General features: G+C 52.0%; 16 protein-coding genes. 10 read left to right on the top strand and 6 right to left on the bottom strand.

What is annotated here, in order from left to right; translation table 11 throughout:
• Positions 1-81: 81 nt before the first annotated feature.
• From BFV63_RS03875 to BFV63_RS22360, 5 genes are read left to right on the top strand one after another with little or no spacing between them, the layout of a single operon-like run.
• A complete protein-coding gene (locus BFV63_RS03875) occupies positions 82-2,676 on the top strand; it encodes an outer membrane usher protein (protein ID WP_048241386.1) in 2,595 nt (864 codons plus the stop codon).
• Positions 2,677-2,714: 38 nt separating this feature from the next.
• A complete protein-coding gene (locus tag BFV63_RS03870) occupies positions 2,715-3,284 on the top strand; it encodes a fimbrial protein (RefSeq protein ID WP_032610176.1) in 570 nt (189 codons plus the stop codon).
• Positions 3,285-3,310: 26 nt separating this feature from the next.
• Positions 3,311-3,874, top strand: coding sequence for a fimbrial protein (locus tag BFV63_RS03865; protein ID WP_023324165.1), 564 nt, complete (start codon positions 3,311-3,313; stop codon positions 3,872-3,874).
• 14 nt (positions 3,875-3,888) lie between these two features.
• A complete protein-coding gene (locus BFV63_RS03860) occupies positions 3,889-4,491 on the top strand; it encodes a fimbrial-like protein (protein ID WP_045895257.1) in 603 nt (200 codons plus the stop codon).
• 20 nt (positions 4,492-4,511) lie between these two features.
• Positions 4,512-5,597, top strand: a complete 1,086-nt coding sequence (locus tag BFV63_RS22360) for a fimbrial protein (protein ID WP_050871278.1) — start codon at positions 4,512-4,514, stop codon at positions 5,595-5,597.
• A 3-nt stretch (positions 5,598-5,600) separates the two neighbouring features.
• On the opposite strand, the gene BFV63_RS03850 is transcribed toward BFV63_RS22360, so the two are convergent.
• The 4 genes from BFV63_RS03850 to BFV63_RS03835 all read right to left on the bottom strand — a co-directional run bounded on the left by BFV63_RS03850 (position 5,601) and on the right by BFV63_RS03835 (position 9,152).
• On the bottom strand, positions 5,601-6,848 hold the full coding sequence (locus BFV63_RS03850) for a polysaccharide deacetylase family protein (RefSeq protein WP_003856293.1): 1,248 nt from the start codon (positions 6,846-6,848) through the stop codon (positions 5,601-5,603).
• A 63-nt stretch (positions 6,849-6,911) separates the two neighbouring features.
• Positions 6,912-7,352, bottom strand: coding sequence for a PTS sugar transporter subunit IIA (locus BFV63_RS03845; protein WP_032608521.1), 441 nt, complete (start codon positions 7,350-7,352; stop codon positions 6,912-6,914).
• A 106-nt stretch (positions 7,353-7,458) separates the two neighbouring features.
• Entirely contained in the window at positions 7,459-8,229 is a 771-nt protein-coding gene (locus BFV63_RS03840; RefSeq protein ID WP_023324161.1) for an ABC transporter permease, read from the bottom strand.
• On the bottom strand, positions 8,226-9,152 hold the full coding sequence (locus BFV63_RS03835; RefSeq protein WP_003856300.1) for an ABC transporter ATP-binding protein: 927 nt from the start codon (positions 9,150-9,152) through the stop codon (positions 8,226-8,228). Before BFV63_RS03835 ends, BFV63_RS03840 begins: the two co-directional genes overlap by 4 nt.
• 107 nt (positions 9,153-9,259) lie before the next feature.
• Here BFV63_RS03835 and can point away from each other — a divergent pair, with 107 nt between their 5' ends.
• Positions 9,260-9,922 carry a carbonate dehydratase gene (gene can / locus BFV63_RS03830; RefSeq protein WP_003856301.1) on the top strand — a complete coding sequence of 221 codons (663 nt, stop codon included), beginning with the start codon at positions 9,260-9,262 and terminating at the stop codon, positions 9,920-9,922.
• 64 nt (positions 9,923-9,986) lie between these two features.
• Here the strand turns inward: can and hpt are convergent, their stop codons facing one another.
• On the bottom strand, positions 9,987-10,523 hold the full coding sequence (hpt, locus tag BFV63_RS03825) for a hypoxanthine phosphoribosyltransferase (protein ID WP_003856303.1): 537 nt from the start codon (positions 10,521-10,523) through the stop codon (positions 9,987-9,989).
• Between the two features lie 206 nt (positions 10,524-10,729).
• Between hpt and BFV63_RS03820 the strand changes: the two genes are divergently transcribed.
• The gene (locus tag BFV63_RS03820; protein ID WP_003856304.1) at positions 10,730-13,120 is read left to right on the top strand and encodes a glucose/quinate/shikimate family membrane-bound PQQ-dependent dehydrogenase; all 2,391 of its coding nucleotides are present in this window, start codon (positions 10,730-10,732) and stop codon (positions 13,118-13,120) included.
• 86 nt (positions 13,121-13,206) lie between these two features.
• Here the strand turns inward: BFV63_RS03820 and cueO are convergent, their stop codons facing one another.
• On the bottom strand, positions 13,207-14,766 hold the full coding sequence (gene cueO, locus BFV63_RS03815) for a multicopper oxidase CueO (protein WP_057059299.1): 1,560 nt from the start codon (positions 14,764-14,766) through the stop codon (positions 13,207-13,209).
• A gap of 145 nt (positions 14,767-14,911) precedes the next feature.
• Here cueO and BFV63_RS03810 point away from each other — a divergent pair, with 145 nt between their 5' ends.
• From BFV63_RS03810 to speD, 3 genes are all read left to right on the top strand, one after another.
• Entirely contained in the window at positions 14,912-15,259 is a 348-nt protein-coding gene (locus BFV63_RS03810; RefSeq protein ID WP_003856306.1) for a YacC family pilotin-like protein, read from the top strand.
• A gap of 101 nt (positions 15,260-15,360) precedes the next feature.
• Positions 15,361-16,230, top strand: a complete 870-nt coding sequence (gene speE, locus BFV63_RS03805; RefSeq protein WP_048241390.1) for a polyamine aminopropyltransferase — start codon at positions 15,361-15,363, stop codon at positions 16,228-16,230.
• On the top strand, positions 16,231-17,025 hold the full coding sequence (speD, locus tag BFV63_RS03800; RefSeq protein ID WP_032608515.1) for an adenosylmethionine decarboxylase: 795 nt from the start codon (positions 16,231-16,233) through the stop codon (positions 17,023-17,025).
• Positions 17,026-17,046 lie beyond the last annotated feature (21 nt).

Below are 17,046 nucleotides of genomic sequence, written 5' to 3'. Positions count from 1 at the left end.
TAACCGCATCACTGCCACATTATAAATATAATACGTATGAATGATTCATAGCATTCATACGACGACTTGTCTGGATGAAGCATGCTATTTCAACGATCAATTTTATGTCTCGCAATCTGTGCAGCATTTCCTCTGCATGCCAGCGAGACTGAAAAAAAAGCTGTAGACACCTCATCCGAAACAGAATCGGCCATTGAATTTAATGACCGGTTCCTTATCGATAATGGTGGAGGTATCAATGTCGATCGTTATGCTTATGGCAACCCAGTTCTGCCAGGTACTTACCGTGTAAAAGTGAATTTGAATGGCAATTCAAAATCCACGGTCGAGATGGCATTCATTGATAACAAAACGCCACGTGCCTCAGCATGTCTGACTAAACTCACGCTGACACAGGCAGGCGTTGATACCAGCATATTAGGCGATGATGTCAAAGACGACGAAACGTCTTGCGTAGATATCAAAAAATATTATCCCGGTGCTTCTGAAAATTTTGATAGTAGCAAGCAGGAAATGGATCTTAATTTCCCGCAAATCTACGTGCTTAAGCTTCCAGCAGGGTATGTCGATCCTTCATTATGGGATAATGGTGTTCCGGCCGGATTACTTTCATACGATCTTAATACCTGGCACAGCGAGTCAAACGGCACCAATTCAGATACCGCTTATGCGGGCTTGCATTATGGCCTGAACGTGGGGCCGTGGCGTTTACGTTCTCGCGGCAGTCTGAACTGGGACAGTGATAATGGCACACATTATTCCAGCCAGGATATATACCTCCAGCGAGACATCACACCACTTAACGCACAGATGGTAATGGGTGATTCCTACACACGCGGTGATGTCTTTGACTCGGTGAGCCTGCGTGGTGCGCGTATGTATAACGATGACCGCATGCTCCCGCAAGGCACCTCTGGCTACGCGCCAGTAATTCGTGGTGTGGCAAACAGTAACGCCAAAGTTAGCGTTATGCAAAGCGGCAATAAAATCTATGAAACCACCGTTCCACCCGGTGCTTTCGAGATCAATGACCTCAGTACAACAGGCTATGGTAATGATTTGATTGTCACTGTAGAGGAAGCCGATGGAAGTAAACGGACGTTTACCGTTCCGTTCTCCTCAGTTACACAAATGCTCCGCCCAGGCTCCAGCCGCTGGGATGTGGGTATAGGTGAGCTGAATGATGATTCATTGCATGATAAGCCAAACGTTGGCTACGCAACTTACGCTTATGGTTTGAATAATACCTTTACCGGTTACGTGGGTGCGCAATATACGGATATGGATTTCTACGCCGGCCTGCTTGGTCTGGCTATGAATACCCGTATTGGTGCATTCGCTTTAGATGTTACCGGGTCCTATGCCGATATCGACGGGCTGGACACGCTTAAAGGGCAGAGTTATCGGCTGACCTACAGCAAAATGCTTGAAGCCACTAACACATCTCTTAACGTGGCAGCTTATCGCTTCTCAACAGAAGATTATCTCAGCCTTAACGATGCCGCCTCATTGCAGGACAGTATTCACCACGAGGAATATGGCAATCGATCTTATGACAGCAATGCCGAGCTTTATGCTGATTATCAGCGTACCAAAAACCAGATACAGGTCAGCCTGAACCAGCCATTGAATGTTAACGGTGATGAATACGGCTCACTCTATATTAGCGGTACCTGGCAGGATTACTGGAATGATTCCAGCTCCACTTCCGACTACAGCGTGGGTTACAACAATAGTTTTGCTTACGGTAGCTATAGCGTTTCTGTGCAACGCACGTACAACGAAACAGGGGAAAAGGATGACAGCGTTTATTTAAACGTCAGTATTCCATTCAGCATATTCAATAAGGATAACGCGCAGTCAGGCGGATTTAATAACGTCAACATGAGCCTGCGCACTGATTTAAAAGGCGGTACCAGTTTTAACTCTACGGCAAGCGGCAACTCCAAAAACAGTGAAGTGAGCTATTCCGTTAGCGCCTCATCAAGCGGGGGCAACTACGGCAACCTGAACCAGGTCAGTGGCTATAGCTCATGGAACAGTCCTTACGGGCCGCTCGGTGTCTCGGCGTCCTTTGGCGATGACAATAGTAAACAGTATTCCGCGAGTTATAACGGCGGAATGGTTGTTCACTCGGGTGGCGTTGTATTTACATCAGGCAGTATCGGCGAAACGGATTCACTTGCGCTGGTAAAAGCAAGTGGCGCAACGGGTGCTCGGCTGGGTTACGGCCAAAGCCGCATTAACAGTTCCGGGTACGGGATTATGCCGTATATGTCAGCCTACAGAGAAAACCGAGTATCGCTCGATATCAGCACTCTCGAAGCAGACGTTGAAATCAAAAATACAAGCGCAGTTGCCGTACCTCGCAATGGCTCCGTTGTATTTGTGAATTTTGAAACGGATGAAGGCCGTTCGCTTGTTCTGGAATTACAACGTTCTGATAACGGCTTTATTCCGCTAGGTGCTGACGTTCTGAATGAGAAAAACGAATCTATCGGAACGGTAGGCCAGGCAGGACAAGCTTATGTACGCGGTGTGGAAAACAAAGGCGCTCTCCGGGTGGTATGGGGAAGCGATGGTTCCAGCTCCTGCACGGTGCATTATCAGATTCCTGAAAATGCGAAGAAAGCAGGCTTAACCACGATTCTGAGTAATCAACAGTGCCAAATGTAATGATGTTAAAACAGGGAATCACACCCATGGGAAATAATATGAAGAAAAATCATTGCGGTTATTCATTAATCGCATTAGCAATGTTAGCGATGTCAGGTTCTGCTGCGGCAGCCGATCTCAATGTTAACTTTACTGCCAATATCCGCGAAACCACCTGCGATATGAAACTGGTCGGCGATACGGGTTCAGATACGCAGCAAACGCTGACTATCGGTAATAACGGACAGGTACGTTTAGATGATGTCAAAGCCGGAACGGCAAATGCCAATTTCAAAATTGTGCTCGTTGAATGCCCGGCATCACTGACCTCATTGAAAACCAAAGTATCGGGAACAAGATCTGGATATTTGTACTCAGGCCTTATTAACCAAATACAAAAAATCGACGGAGGTGCAGACTACTCTGCTGTTGAGATTGCCAGAGCCAGCGCACCGGATGCCCCGTTTATCATTAACTCTGAGGACGATAACGAGCGCCTGGTCTGGAGTCCGACAGAAATCCAGAATAAGGAAGTTGCTCTGGTGGCCACCTTACGTGAAACACAGGAAAACAGGATGACCATAGGTGATTTTCAGGCCGTGGCGACCTTTGAATTTATCTACGAGTGATTAGTGCAGGAAAACGGAGCAACATTATGAAATTCAATTTTACTTTTATCGCCCTGTCCGTTTCTGCCCTTCTGTTCTCGGGAATGGCAAGCGCAGCTATTACAGGCACCCCTAGTGTCGAATTAACGATTAAATCAAAAATTGTATCAGGCACATGTACCGCAAAAGTACTTAACGATGCAGGCACAGCTTCCACTGAAATTGCGTTCGGCGACGTATACAAATCCGATCTGGTGAACAAAACCCGTGTCGAGCCGCTCAAGATTAGTTTCACCAACTGTTCTGGAGTAACCAAGGCAACGGTGTCCGCTGCGAAAGGCGCTGGTGGTGAATGCAGTGGCGTCAACAAGACGGGTGATTCTTACTCCGGCGGCTTAGCAACGGGCTTTGAGATCTGGTCGGGTGTTGTCGATACTGGCGAGCTTATGAGCTGCAACACGCCTCCGGCTGCTAAGGATGTCACCATTACTGATGGTACCGGTGAATTCCCGATGAATTCCCGTATCGTTATCGGACAAGGCCAAACCATTGCTGAAGTAGGCGCGGGGGCGGTTAATGCGCCAGTCACGTTTACTATCACTTATCCATAATACCAGGAACCAGCATGCAACAATCACCGTTTACTTTATACCAGCCCGGTCTTGTGTTGCTTATGGGCTTGGCTGGTGGCATCTTGCCTGGCGTAGGCCAGGCAAGCTCAGGATTAGACGTAAATATTACCGCTAACATTGTTAATAGCACTTGTAAGATGACCGTGGAAAATGACGGCGAAATTTATCTCCCCAATGTAATGCGCAGCTGGTTTTATAACCCGGATGGTAGCGATCGTTTTACTGCAACCGATGATGCAGGCGGTACGCCTTTTAAGATCCATGTAGATGATTGCTATGGAGACAGCAGTACGGCTAAAAAGCTGAGTTTTAGCTTTTCGCCGCAGTCGGGTTTCTGGCCAGGACAAAATCAGGTTTTCAAAAGTGATGATACCGCCGCAGGCGCGGCAAAAAATGTCGGCGTCGTCGTTTTCTCTGAAAGATATAAAAAGAATGTTTTAAACAACGACGGCACGTCAAAAATCACTTATGACGTAAGCGGTCAGGATACTGCATTTTTAACGGATTATCAGTTCTATGCCCGATATCAAAATATTGGCGTAGTGGCTGGTGGTGTCGTTACCAGTAAAGTATTAGTTGACGTCACTTACGAATAATAATCAGAACAGGAAAAAGGATGAGAATGTTCAACTTTATAAGACAGGGTTTCACCGTGAAAGGCACAATGGCGTTTGCCATGGCGAGCGTGTTATTAACCCTCAGCCACTCCTGCTGGGCAGCCGAGTGTCGCATGAATAATGGAAAAGGCGGCACAACCACGCTGATCAATTCCGAATACTCAGGTGGCACCGTACGTCTTCCCCCTCCGGGTAATTATGCCAGTACTCTTTTTAACGTTAACCTGACACCGGGCATTCAGGCCGAATGTGGTCCAGGGAACGATGGTTTTAACCTCGTCTCACAAACAAACTCGACCTTGCTAAAGGGGGGCAGTTATGGCAGGGCTATGTTTGAAACAAATATTCCGGGGATTTATTATTCCGTAAGGGTCCACACCGCAGAAAGCGATGGAGGCATGGGTGGCTATTTCGCTATGAATACTACTGACTGGACTACCGTTGCATCCTCCGGAAATTCTGATCCCTGGGATAATAAATGGATTAACACCTCAGTTCAAATTTATATTGATGAAGGTTATAGAGGCAACCCGAACAAAGAAACCTCAATCAGACCCAAACCCGGCACTCTGGGTAAAATGGCTATTGGTAATCCAAATGATTCTAACAACCAACCATGGACATTTGTGGTCAACGAAGACTCATTCCAGATCCCGATCGTTCTTCCAACCTGCGACATGGCCATGCTATCGGATGGTACTAATAATGTTAACCTGGGGGAATATTATGTTTCAGACATTAAAAGCAATCGGGTTAAGGATATCCCTTTTTCAATTAGCTTAAGCAATTGTACCAGTGTGGCAAATATCACAACAAAACTCACCACCTCAAAGCTAACCGGAAAAAATAATGATCTTCTTGGAAATACGCTTTCGTCCGGAGCTGAGGGCGCAGGCGTGAAAATTATGTATAACGGAACCTCTCAACTCCTGCCGAATAATCCTGACTCATCCTATGTCATAACGGATTACCAAACCCCGGAATCCAAGCAAATTAATTATGTTGCTCAACTGGTAGCAAACGGAAGCACAGTGAAACCGGGGTCGTTTAAAGCCACCGGCGTATTCACCCTTTCATACGACTAACCGCTATCCCTGCGGCTGATTACTGATCAGCCGCGACATCGTCTCCAGTGAGTCCGTTCTTAATATATACAAACGCTTCAGCAGGAACGGATTATCCCCCGGCTTCACCTTCCCTTTCACCGTGGTCACCGCCAGATGAAACCCCGCATCGTTCGCCGCTTTAATCGCTTTATTGTCATAGCCGCCAAACGGATACGACACATACAACACGCGCGGGTTGAACTGCGCCAGTGCACGACGTGATCGTTCAAAATCAAACAGGATCACGTGATAGCTACGGCTCAACAGGATGGGGTGTTTATAGCCATCCACGCGATGCAGGAAATGGGTGTGAGACTGAATGTCGAACACATCCTGGATGCCCTTGATTTCCTGAACGCTCATAAACTGTAGCGATTTTGGATCCCACTTCTGCGGATGGCCTTTGATACGTGATGAAATTATAAACGCCGTCGCGTTGAAGCCATATTCTTTCAGAACAGGGTACGCGTAGCGGCTCACCGATTTGAGACCATCATCAAAGGTGATCACCACTGCTTTCGCGGGTAGGTTCATCTTGTTACGCACGTACCCTTCAAGCTGGTACATCGTCAGCGTGGTATAGCCTTGATCGCGTAACCAGGCCATCTGATTATTAAACGCACGTACGCTGGTCGTCGTGGAGGTATGTCGAAAACGGGTGTTCTCTTCATCACGCAAAATATGATGGTAAGTCAGAACCGGCAGCCCGTTATCTTCCTGTGCATCGAGGCTGCTGATCCACGCCAGACGATTACCGATACGAATTTGAAACCAGGTCTGGTTCAGGCGGTCTTTCAGCTTATTCAGAATCGGATAGCGAAGATTGGCGCTTAAGGTGCCAAAAGGCGCGCTTCCGCTGCTGGGGGCGTTATAGACCGGCGTGTCTTTCCAGGTGATGAGGTTTTGATTACTGAGCGGCTTGTTCAAGTCACCCAGGCTATCCTCAACACGTTGTTTGCCCTGCACTTTTTCAAGGTGGTCTTTATCAATAAACCCCGTGCCGAATCCGAAACGAAATTCATAGTAATCCGCCGCGGCCGGAAAGACAGCGAGGATCTGCCCGGCGCGGACATTCCCCACATTCACAACGGCATTTCCCACCTGCGCCCAGATGGCCGCATCTTCGGTGGTTTGCATATATTGGGCAGGAAGGCCTTGCTGACTGGTCAGGCTGGCAGACGCACCACCGGAAACCAGCAGCAGAAGGATAAAGATAACGCGCATGAGCATGGGATATAAATCGATACGGAAAATCAGTCGCCATTGTAGCAAAAGCGACATCAATACCAATGTTTAATGCTTATACAGATCGTGAAGCAGAACGAAAGGCGGGTTCTTCTGCTGCTGGTGCCACAGGCTGCTCACGCCCGGGGAGCCCTGCGCCACAATGGCGTGGCGAAACTCAGCGCTGCTCAACGTTGCGCGCAGCGGATACATCGCTTCGAGTAAAGGCAGGCTGATACCGGAGATCACTTCACAATTATCATGCTTATGGCTCATTAACGCTGCTGAACGGTAAGGCGCCGCGCCCGATTTGTCGGTGAGAAAAATCACGCCATCACCGGTGTCGGTTTCATGCAGCGCGTCGCACATCATCCGGCTGAGCATGTTGGTGCTCAGCCCTCGCCAGTAATTTACCGCACGACATTGCGCCAGAGGGCCAAATCGGGCCTCCAGCTTCAGGAGCATTTCCTGTGCCTCTTCATCGTGGCAGGTGATAACCCATCCCAGCATAACGTCTCTCCTTAGCAGGCGAGTAGTTTATCCAGGTGAAGGTTAGTTTACGGTGATAACTGTCAAAGAAAGTGCCCGGCAAACAGAACGTCTGCCGGGCAGAAGGTTAGCTACGCAGCCCACGTCCACGCTGGATCAGATACCAGCACAGCAGGTAGAAGGCGATAATGAACACCACCAGCACCACCACCGTGGTAAACAGCGGGACATCGGTAATGCCGAGGAAACCAAAGCGGAAGCCGCTGATCATGTAGACAATCGGGTTCAGGTGCGAGAGTGCCTGCCAGAACGGCGGCAGCAGCGTCAGGGAGTAAAACACCCCGCCGAGGTAGGTCAGCGGCGTCAGCACAAAGGTCGGGATCAGGCTGATGTCGTCAAAGGTTTTAGCGAACACCGCATTCAGCAAGCCGGCCAGCGAGAACAGAATCGCGGTGAGCAGCAGCGTCAGCGCCACGAAAAGCCAGGAGTGAACCTGAAACGGCACGAAGAACAGCGAAATGGCCGTTACCAGGATACCCACGCACAGCCCGCGCGCCACGCCGCCGCCCACGTAACCGGCGATGATGACGTGCGTTGGCACCGGCGCCACCAGCAGCTCTTCAATGTTGCGCTGGAACTTGGCGCTGAAGAATGAGGACGCCACGTTCGCGTAGGCGTTGGTGATCACCGCCATCATGATCAGGCCCGGCACGATAAACTGCATATAGGTGAAGCCGTGCATCTCACCAATGCGGGAGCCAATAAGGTTGCCGAAAATGATGAAGTAGAGCGTCATGGTGATCACCGGCGGCACCAGGGTTTGCACCCAGATACGCATAAAGCGGTTAATCTCTTTCGCCCAGATGCTTTTCAGCGCGACCCAGTAAAGATGCGTCATGCCTTGTCTCCTTGTTTGTCGTGCACCAGAGAGACAAACAGCTCTTCCAGTCGGTTTGCTTTGTTACGCATGCTTAATACCTGAATGCCCTGCGCACTCAACTGTGAGAACACGCTGTTAATACCCTGCTCGCGCAGCACTTCTACCTCCAGCGTCGAGGTATCGACCAGGCGATAGTTGTAGCCCTCCAGTTTCGGCAGCGCGCTTTTCGCCGCCAGATCGAGGATAAAGGTCTCTGATTTGAGCTTGGAGAGCAGATTCTTCATCGAGGTGTTTTCCACCAGCTCACCGTGCTGAATGATGCCGATATTGCGGCACAGCATTTCCGCCTCTTCCAGGTAGTGCGTGGTCAGAATGATGGTGGTGCCTTTGTCGTTCAGATCTTTCAGGAAACCCCACATGGAGCGACGCAGTTCAATATCCACACCAGCGGTCGGCTCATCAAGGATAAGCAGCTTTGGCTCGTGCATCAGCGCGCGGGCAATCATCAGGCGGCGCTTCATCCCTCCGGACAACATCCGCGCGCGCTCGTTACGTTTCTCCCACAGATCAAGCTGTTTCAGGTACTTTTCGCTGCGCTCAAGCGCCTCTTTGCGCTCCACGCCATAGTAACCCGCCTGGTTAACAACAATCTGCTGTACCGTCTCAAACGGGTTAAAGTTGAACTCCTGCGGCACCAGCCCCAGCTGGCGCTTGGCGTTGACCACATCTTTTTGCAGATCGTAGCCAAACACGCTGACGCGGCCCGAGGTTTTATTGACCAGTGAACTGATGATCCCGATGGTGGTGGATTTCCCTGCCCCGTTCGGCCCCAGAAGCGCGTAGAAATCTCCCGCTTCGACTTTAAGATCTATCCCGCGCAGCGCCTGAACGCCCCCCGGGTAGGTTTTTTTGAGCTGTTCAAGCTCCAGTGCAATCGCCATGAATTCAACTTACCTTAAGTTCTGACACACGTTGTGTGGTTTCATTAAAAGTCGGGTTACCCTATAGTAGCGCAACGCAATCACTTGGTTACAGGTCGCTAACCTCCATGAACGACATAGATACACTCATCAGCAACAATGCACTATGGTCAAAAATGCTGGTGGAGGAAGACCCCGGATTTTTTGGAAAACTCGCGCAAGCGCAGAACCCGCGCTTTCTCTGGATTGGATGTTCCGACAGCCGCGTCCCCGCCGAACGTCTGACTGGTCTTGAACCTGGCGAACTGTTTGTTCACCGCAATGTGGCTAACCTGGTTATTCATACCGATCTCAACTGCCTTTCGGTTGTTCAGTATGCCGTCGACGTTCTTGAGGTTGAGCACATCATTATTTGTGGTCACTACGGCTGCGGCGGCGTGCAGGCGGCAGTCGAAAATACAGAGCTGGGGTTAATCGATAACTGGCTGCTGCACATTCGTGATATCTGGTTCAAACATAGCTCACTGCTGGGCGAAATGCCGCAGGAGCGCCGTCTCGACACGCTGTGTGAGCTGAACGTGATGGAGCAGGTGTATAACCTGGGCCATTCGACGATTATGCAGTCTGCCTGGAAACGCGGGCAGAAGGTCTCCATCCACGGCTGGGCGTACGGTATTCACGACGGCCTGCTGCGCAATCTGGAAGTGACCGCCACCAACCGCGAAACGCTGGAACAGCGTTACCGCTCGGGAATTGCCAACCTCAAGCTTAAGCACGTTAACCATAAATAACAAAGCCGGGGGTTTTCACCCTCTCCCTGTGGGAGAGGGCTGGGGTGAGGGCATCAGCCCGCAATTATTCGTCCAGAATCACCACTTTCCCAACATACGGCAGATGGCGATAACGCTGTGCGTAATCAATGCCATAACCCACCACGAACTCATCCGGGATGGAGAAACCAACGAACTCCACCGGCACCTGCACTTCACGGCGCTCAGGCTTATCCAGCAGGGTACAAATCGCCAGTGATTTTGGTTCACGCAGGCTCAGGATCTCACGCACTTTAGAGAGCGTGTTGCCGGAGTCGATGATGTCCTCAACAATCAACACATCTTTGCCACGAATATCTTCATCCAGATCTTTCAGGATTTTCACATCACGGGTTGTGGACATGCCGCTGCCGTAACTGGAGGCGGTCATAAAATCGACCTCGTGCGGCACCTGCACTTCACGACACAGGTCTGCCATGAACATGAAAGAGCCACGCAACAAACCGACCAGCACCATTTCGCTGCCGCTGTCCTTGTAATGTTCGGTGATTTGACGACCCAGTTCGGCGATACGCGCTTTGATCTCGGCTTCCGGGATCATCACTTCAACAGTATGTTTCATATTACTAACCAAATGATTTTAGTGAAAATCTCTCAATGCGGATGACTCTCGCTCCGGCATCGATACGCAAGCCAGCCATTATACCAGTAAATGGATAAGCCTGGCGTATGAGTTATAAAAAGCAATATTTGTGATTCCGATCACAGTTGTTAATACCTATAATTAATTGCTAGCAAATAATTAACAAAACTGACGAGTACTTTTCTATGGCTGAAACAAAAACTAAACAGCCGCGTCTACTGGTGACATTAACAGCCGCGTTTGCCGCATTCTGCGCGCTGTATTTGTTAATCGGTGGCGTATGGCTGGTCGCGATTGGCGGCTCCTGGTACTACCCGATTGCGGGTCTGGTTATGGTTGGCGTAACCGTCCTGCTTTTACGCAGAAAACAATCTGCTCTGTGGTTGTACGCAGCGTTACTGCTCGCAACCATGATCTGGGGCGTCTGGGAAGTCGGGTTCGACTTCTGGGCGCTGACGCCGCGCAGCGACATTCTGGTCTTCTTCGGTATCTGGCTGATCCTGCCGTTTGTCTGGCGTCGTCTGATTGTCCCTTCCAGTGGCGCCGTGGCCGGTCTGGTCGTTGCTCTGCTGATTAGTGGCGGCATCCTGACCTGGGCCGGTTTTAACGACCCGCAGGAGATCAATGGCACGCTGAACGCGGAATCCACGCCGGCTGCGGCTATTTCGCAGGTGGCGGACGGTGACTGGCCTGCTTATGGTCGTAACCAGGAAGGTCAACGCTACTCCCCGCTGAAGCAGATCAACGCGGACAACGTGAAAAACCTGAAGGAAGCCTGGGTATTCCGTACCGGCGACCTGAAGATGCCAAACGATCCGGGTGAGCTGACCAACGAAGTGACCCCGATTAAAGTGGGCAACATGCTCTACCTGTGTACGGCGCACCAGCGCCTGTTCGCGCTCGACGCGGCCACCGGTAAAGAGAAATGGCACTTTGATCCACAGCTGAACTCCAACCCGTCGTTCCAGCACATCACCTGCCGCGGCGTCTCTTACCACGAAGCGCGCGCAGATAATGCCAGCCCGGAAGTCATTGCCGACTGTCCTCGCCGCATTATGCTGCCGGTGAACGATGGCCGCCTGTTTGCCATCAACGCTGAGACCGGTAAGCTGTGCGAAACCTTCGCTAACAAAGGCATTCTGAATCTTCAGACCAACATGCCGGACACTACGCCGGGTCTGTATGAGCCGACCTCCCCGCCAATCATCACTGATAAAACCATCGTGATTGCCGGTTCGGTAACGGATAACTTCTCTACCCGCGAAACCTCCGGCGTTATCCGTGGTTTCGACGTGAACACCGGTAAACTGCTGTGGGCCTTCGACCCGGGCGCGAAAGATCCTAACGCGATCCCATCCGATGAACACACCTTTACCTTTAACTCACCGAACTCCTGGGCACCGGCAGCGTATGACGCGAAGCTGGACCTGGTTTACCTGCCGATGGGCGTGACCACGCCGGATATCTGGGGCGGTAACCGCACGCCGGAGCAGGAACGTTACGCCAGCTCCATCGTGGCGCTGAACGCAACGACCGGTAAACTGGCATGGAGCTACCAGACCGTTCACCACGATCTGTGGGATATGGATATGCCGTCCCAGCCGACGCTGGCGGACATTACCGTTAACGGTAAAACCGTTCCGGTGATTTACGCCCCGGCCAAAACCGGCAACATCTTCGTGCTGGATCGCAGCAACGGTAAGCTGGTTGTTCCTGCGCCAGAAAAACCGGTTCCGCAGGGCGCGGCCAAAGGCGACTACGTCACCAAAACGCAGCCGTTCTCTGACCTGAGCTTCCGTCCGAAGAAAGATCTCAGCGGTGCAGACATGTGGGGTGCCACCATGTTTGACCAGCTGGTGTGCCGCGTGATGTTCCATCAACTGCGCTATGAAGGCATCTTCACGCCGCCTTCAGAGCAGGGCACGCTGGTCTTCCCGGGTAACCTGGGGATGTTCGAGTGGGGTGGGATCTCCGTTGACCCTAACCGTCAGGTCGCCATCGCTAACCCAATGGCGCTGCCGTTCGTTTCCCGTCTGATCCCACGCGGTCCGGGTAACCCAATGGAGCAGCCGAAAGATGCGAAAGGCAGCGGTACCGAAGCCGGTATCCAGCCGCAGTATGGCGTTCCTTATGGTGTGACCCTGAATCCGTTCCTTTCTCCGTTCGGTCTGCCGTGTAAACAGCCTGCCTGGGGTTATATCTCCGGTCTGGATCTGAAGACCAATAAGATCGTCTGGAAAAAACGTATTGGTACGCCACAGGACAGCATGCCGTTCCCGATGCCTGTTCCAGTGCCGTTCAATATGGGTATGCCAATGCTGGGTGGCCCAATCTCCACCGCCGGTAACGTGCTGTTTATCGCGGCAACCGCAGATAACTACCTGCGCGCGTACAACATGACCAACGGTGAAAAACTGTGGCAAGGCCGTCTGCCAGCCGGTGGACAGGCAACGCCGATGACCTATGAAGTGAATGGCAAACAGTATGTTGTCATCTCCGCGGGTGGTCACGGTTCGTTTGGCACGAAGATGGGCGACTATATTGTCGCGTATGCACTGCCTGACGATGCTAAGTAACGAAAAAGCCCGGTGGCGCTAACGCTTACCGGGCCTACGGGTGCCCTATGTAGGCCGGGTAAGGCGAAGCCGCCACCCGGCTTTTTTTATACGGTAAAACCGAGCATCATCCCCGTATCTTCATGCTCCAGCAGATGACAGTGGGCCATATAGGCAAACTCTTTCGGTGCCTCGTGGTCGAACTTCACCAGCACCTCGCTGACGCCGCCTTCCACCCTCACCGTATCTTTCCAGCCCGCGCGATGCGGCTCCGGCGCTTTACCATTTTCAGACAGAATACGGAACTGCGTGCCGTGGATATGGAACGGGTGCAGCATCATGTCCCCTTCGCCTGAAATCACCCAGCGTTCAAACTGCCCTTTCGTGGCGGCGAACATGGGCGTATTCATATCGAACGCTTTGCCGTTGATGCGGTTGGCATTGTGGAAATCGAAACCATGGCCGCCGTGATCCATGCCGCCCATATTGCCATGATCCATATTCATATGGCCCATCATCTGGCCGTGATGCATTCCCGCCATGGCCTGATTGCCGTACTTCTTCATCAGCGCCTGCATGCCCATCATGTCGAGCATCGGGTCCATGGAAAGCTTAAGTTTACGCTGCGTAAGCCCGTCCAGCGACGGGAGTGCTGGCAGCGTGGTGAGGGTCTCCGGCAGCGTACCGGAGGCGGTGATCTGTAGCGGCTGAATGCGCAGGACCGGATGCGGCTTATCAAACGGCGCGACGGCCATCCCCATCTGGCTGACCGGCAGGGTCACCAGGTCAAACGCTTTGCCATCGCTGATATCCACCAACACCTCGAAGCGCTCGCCCATCAGCATCGGCAGCTCGCTCACCTTCACCGGCTCCGGCAGCAGGCCGCCGTCGCTTGCCACTACGTAAAGCGGGCGTTTATCGCTGGTGGCGAAGTTCAGCGAGCGGGCGTTACAGCCGTTAAGCAGACGTAAGCGCAGCCAGCCTTTTGGCGCGGCATGCTGCGGGTAGATCGCGCCGTTGGTCAGCAGCGTATCGCCAAACCAGCCTACCGCCGCGCTCATTACGTCCAGCTGATAGTCAATTTGCCCGTCAGCGCTGAATTTTTTATCCTGCACAATCACCGGGACATCGTCGATACCCCACTGTTTCGGCAGGCGCAGCAGGCGGCTTTCATCGTCTTCAATCAGCACCAGCCCGGCCAGCCCCATCGCCACCTGATGGCCCGTTTTGCCATGCTGATGCGGGTGGAACCAGCAGGTCGCCGCGCGTTGTTCCGGGGTAAAGGTTACGCTGCGTTTACCACCAGGCCTGATGACGCCCTGAGGCCCCCCATCCACTTCGCCCGGGACTTCCAGCCCGTGCCAGTGCAGCGTGGTCTCTTCCGCAAGCGTGTTATGAATGTCTACCGTCACCGCCTTCCCTTTGCGTAACTGCAACGCCGGGCCGAGCAGATTGCCGTTATAGCCCCACGTCGTGGCGGCGTGCTGACCGAACGTGGTTTTACCGGCCTGCACCACAAGCTGAATGCGGCTGCGGGCATCTGGGGCGAGTAATTCAGGAATGGGTAAAGCCGGTCTGTCGGCGGCAAAAACGGCGCGGCTCCAGAGAGGTATCGCGCTGGCAACCCCCAGCGCGGCAGAAAATTTTAAAAAATCACGACGTTGCATGTGCATTTCCTTATTTCCAGCAGGCGATCTTTTGAGCATAAACCCTCCCCTTACCGGAAGGTCAAGCACGGCGGCAATAATAAAGATCGTCGGCCTGGCATCAAGTATGCTAACGTTAATTTTCCGTGATGCAGTGGTAAAGGCAATGAAGACGTTTTTCAGAACAATTTTGTTCGCCAGCCTGATGGCGATGTGTGCGAACAGTTACGCGCTAAGTGAAAACGAAGCGGAAGATATGGCCGATCTGACGGCAGTTTTTGTTTTTCTGAAAAACGATTGTGGTTACCAGAATTTACCCAATGGGCAAATTCGTCGCGCACTGGTCTTTTTTGCCCAGCAGAATCAATGGGACCTCAGCAACTACGACAGCTTCGACATGAAGGCGCTCGGTGAAGACAGCTACCGTGATTTAAGCGGTATTGGCATTCCCACTGCTAAAAAATGCAAAGCGCTGGCTCGCGATTCACTCAGCCTGCTCGCCTACGTGAAGTAACCTTCCCGACGCCCCTTGTTGACCCGCTAACCGCCTCTCGGCGGTGTTGTGTTGCGCCCATCTGCCGGATGTAATGGATGTTAACGAAGGAGGTGCTCCCCATGACCGAAAAAACGGTATGGCAAGAAACGCTGCACGACCAGTTTGGTCAGTATTTTACCGTGGATAACGTGCTCTATCATGAGAAAACCGATCATCAGGATTTGATAATATTCGAAAACGCCGCTTTTGGCCGCGTGATGGCGCTGGACGGCGTGGTGCAAACCACCGAGCGCGACGAGTTTATCTATCACGAAATGATGACCCACGTCCCGCTGCTGGCCCACGGCCACGCGAAGGACGTGCTGATTATCGGCGGCGGCGACGGCGCGATGCTGCGTGAAGTCTCTCGCCATCAGAATGTCGAAACCATCACCATGGTGGAAATCGACGCCGGGGTCGTGTCGTTCTGCCGCCAGTATCTGCCCAACCATAATGCCGGCAGCTATGACGATCCGCGGTTTAATCTGGTTATCGACGATGGCGTCAATTTTGTTAACCAGACCACGCAAACGTTTGATGTCATTATCTCTGACTGTACCGACCCTATCGGTCCGGGCGCGTCGCTGTTTACCTCGTCGTTTTACGAAGGCTGCAAGCGCTGCCTGAAGCCTGCCGGAATTTTTGTGGCGCAAAACGGCGTTTGCTTCCTGCAACAGGATGAAGCGCTTGATAGCCACCGTAAGCTGAGCACCTATTTTGCTGACGTCAGCTTCTATCAGGCGGCCATTCCGACGTACTACGGCGGTATCATGACCTTTGCCTGGGCGACGGATAACGACGTATTACGTCATCTCTCCACCGAAATTATTCAGGCCCGCTTCCATCAGGCAGGTCTACAGTGCCGATACTACAATCCGGCTATTCATACCGCAGCCTTTGCGTTGCCTCAATATCTGCAAGACGCGCTGTCCTCAAAGGAGGTGAACTAATTGAAAAAGCTTAAACTGCATGGCTTTAACAATCTGACCAAAAGCCTGAGTTTTTGTATTTACGATATCTGCTACGCCAAAACAGCAGAAGAGCGCGATGGTTACATCGCCTATATCGATGAACTCTACAACGCCAACCGTCTGACCGAGATCCTGACAGAGACCTGCTCGATTATCGGCGCGAACATCCTCAATATCGCGCGCCAGGATTATGAGCCTCAGGGTGCGAGCGTCACCATTCTGGTGAGTGAAGAGCCGGTTGACCCGAAGCTTATCGACAAAACCGAACACCCCGGCCCGCTGCCGGAAGTGGTGGTTGCTCACCTGGATAAAAGCCACATCTGCGTGCACACCTACCCGGAAAGCCACCCGGAAGGCGGGCTGTGTACCTTCCGCGCGGATATTGAAGTGTCCACCTGCGGCGTGATTTCACCGCTAAATGCGTTGAATTATTTAATCCACCAGCTGGAATCGGACATCGTCACCATTGATTATCGCGTACGCGGTTTTACCCGTGATATCAACGGCATGAAGCACTTCATTGATCATGAGATCAACTCCATTCAGAACTTCATGTCCGAGGACATGAAGTCGCTGTACGACATGATGGATGTGAACGTCTATCAGGAGAATATCTTCCACACCAAAATGTTACTTAAGGAATTCGACCTTAAGCACTACATGTTCCACACGAAGCCGGAAGATTTAAGTGAGGAAGAGCGAAAGGTCATTACCGACCTGCTCTGGAAAGAGATGCGCGAAATTTACTACGGCCGTAACATTCCGACCGTGTAAACGTGACCCGGAGCAGGGACG

The organism is Enterobacter hormaechei subsp. xiangfangensis, from assembly GCF_001729785.1.
Lineage (GTDB): Bacteria > Pseudomonadota > Gammaproteobacteria > Enterobacterales > Enterobacteriaceae > Enterobacter > Enterobacter hormaechei_C.
The sequence above is the reverse complement of the archived record's forward strand: the minus strand, read 5'-3'. Positions and strand labels throughout refer to the sequence as shown.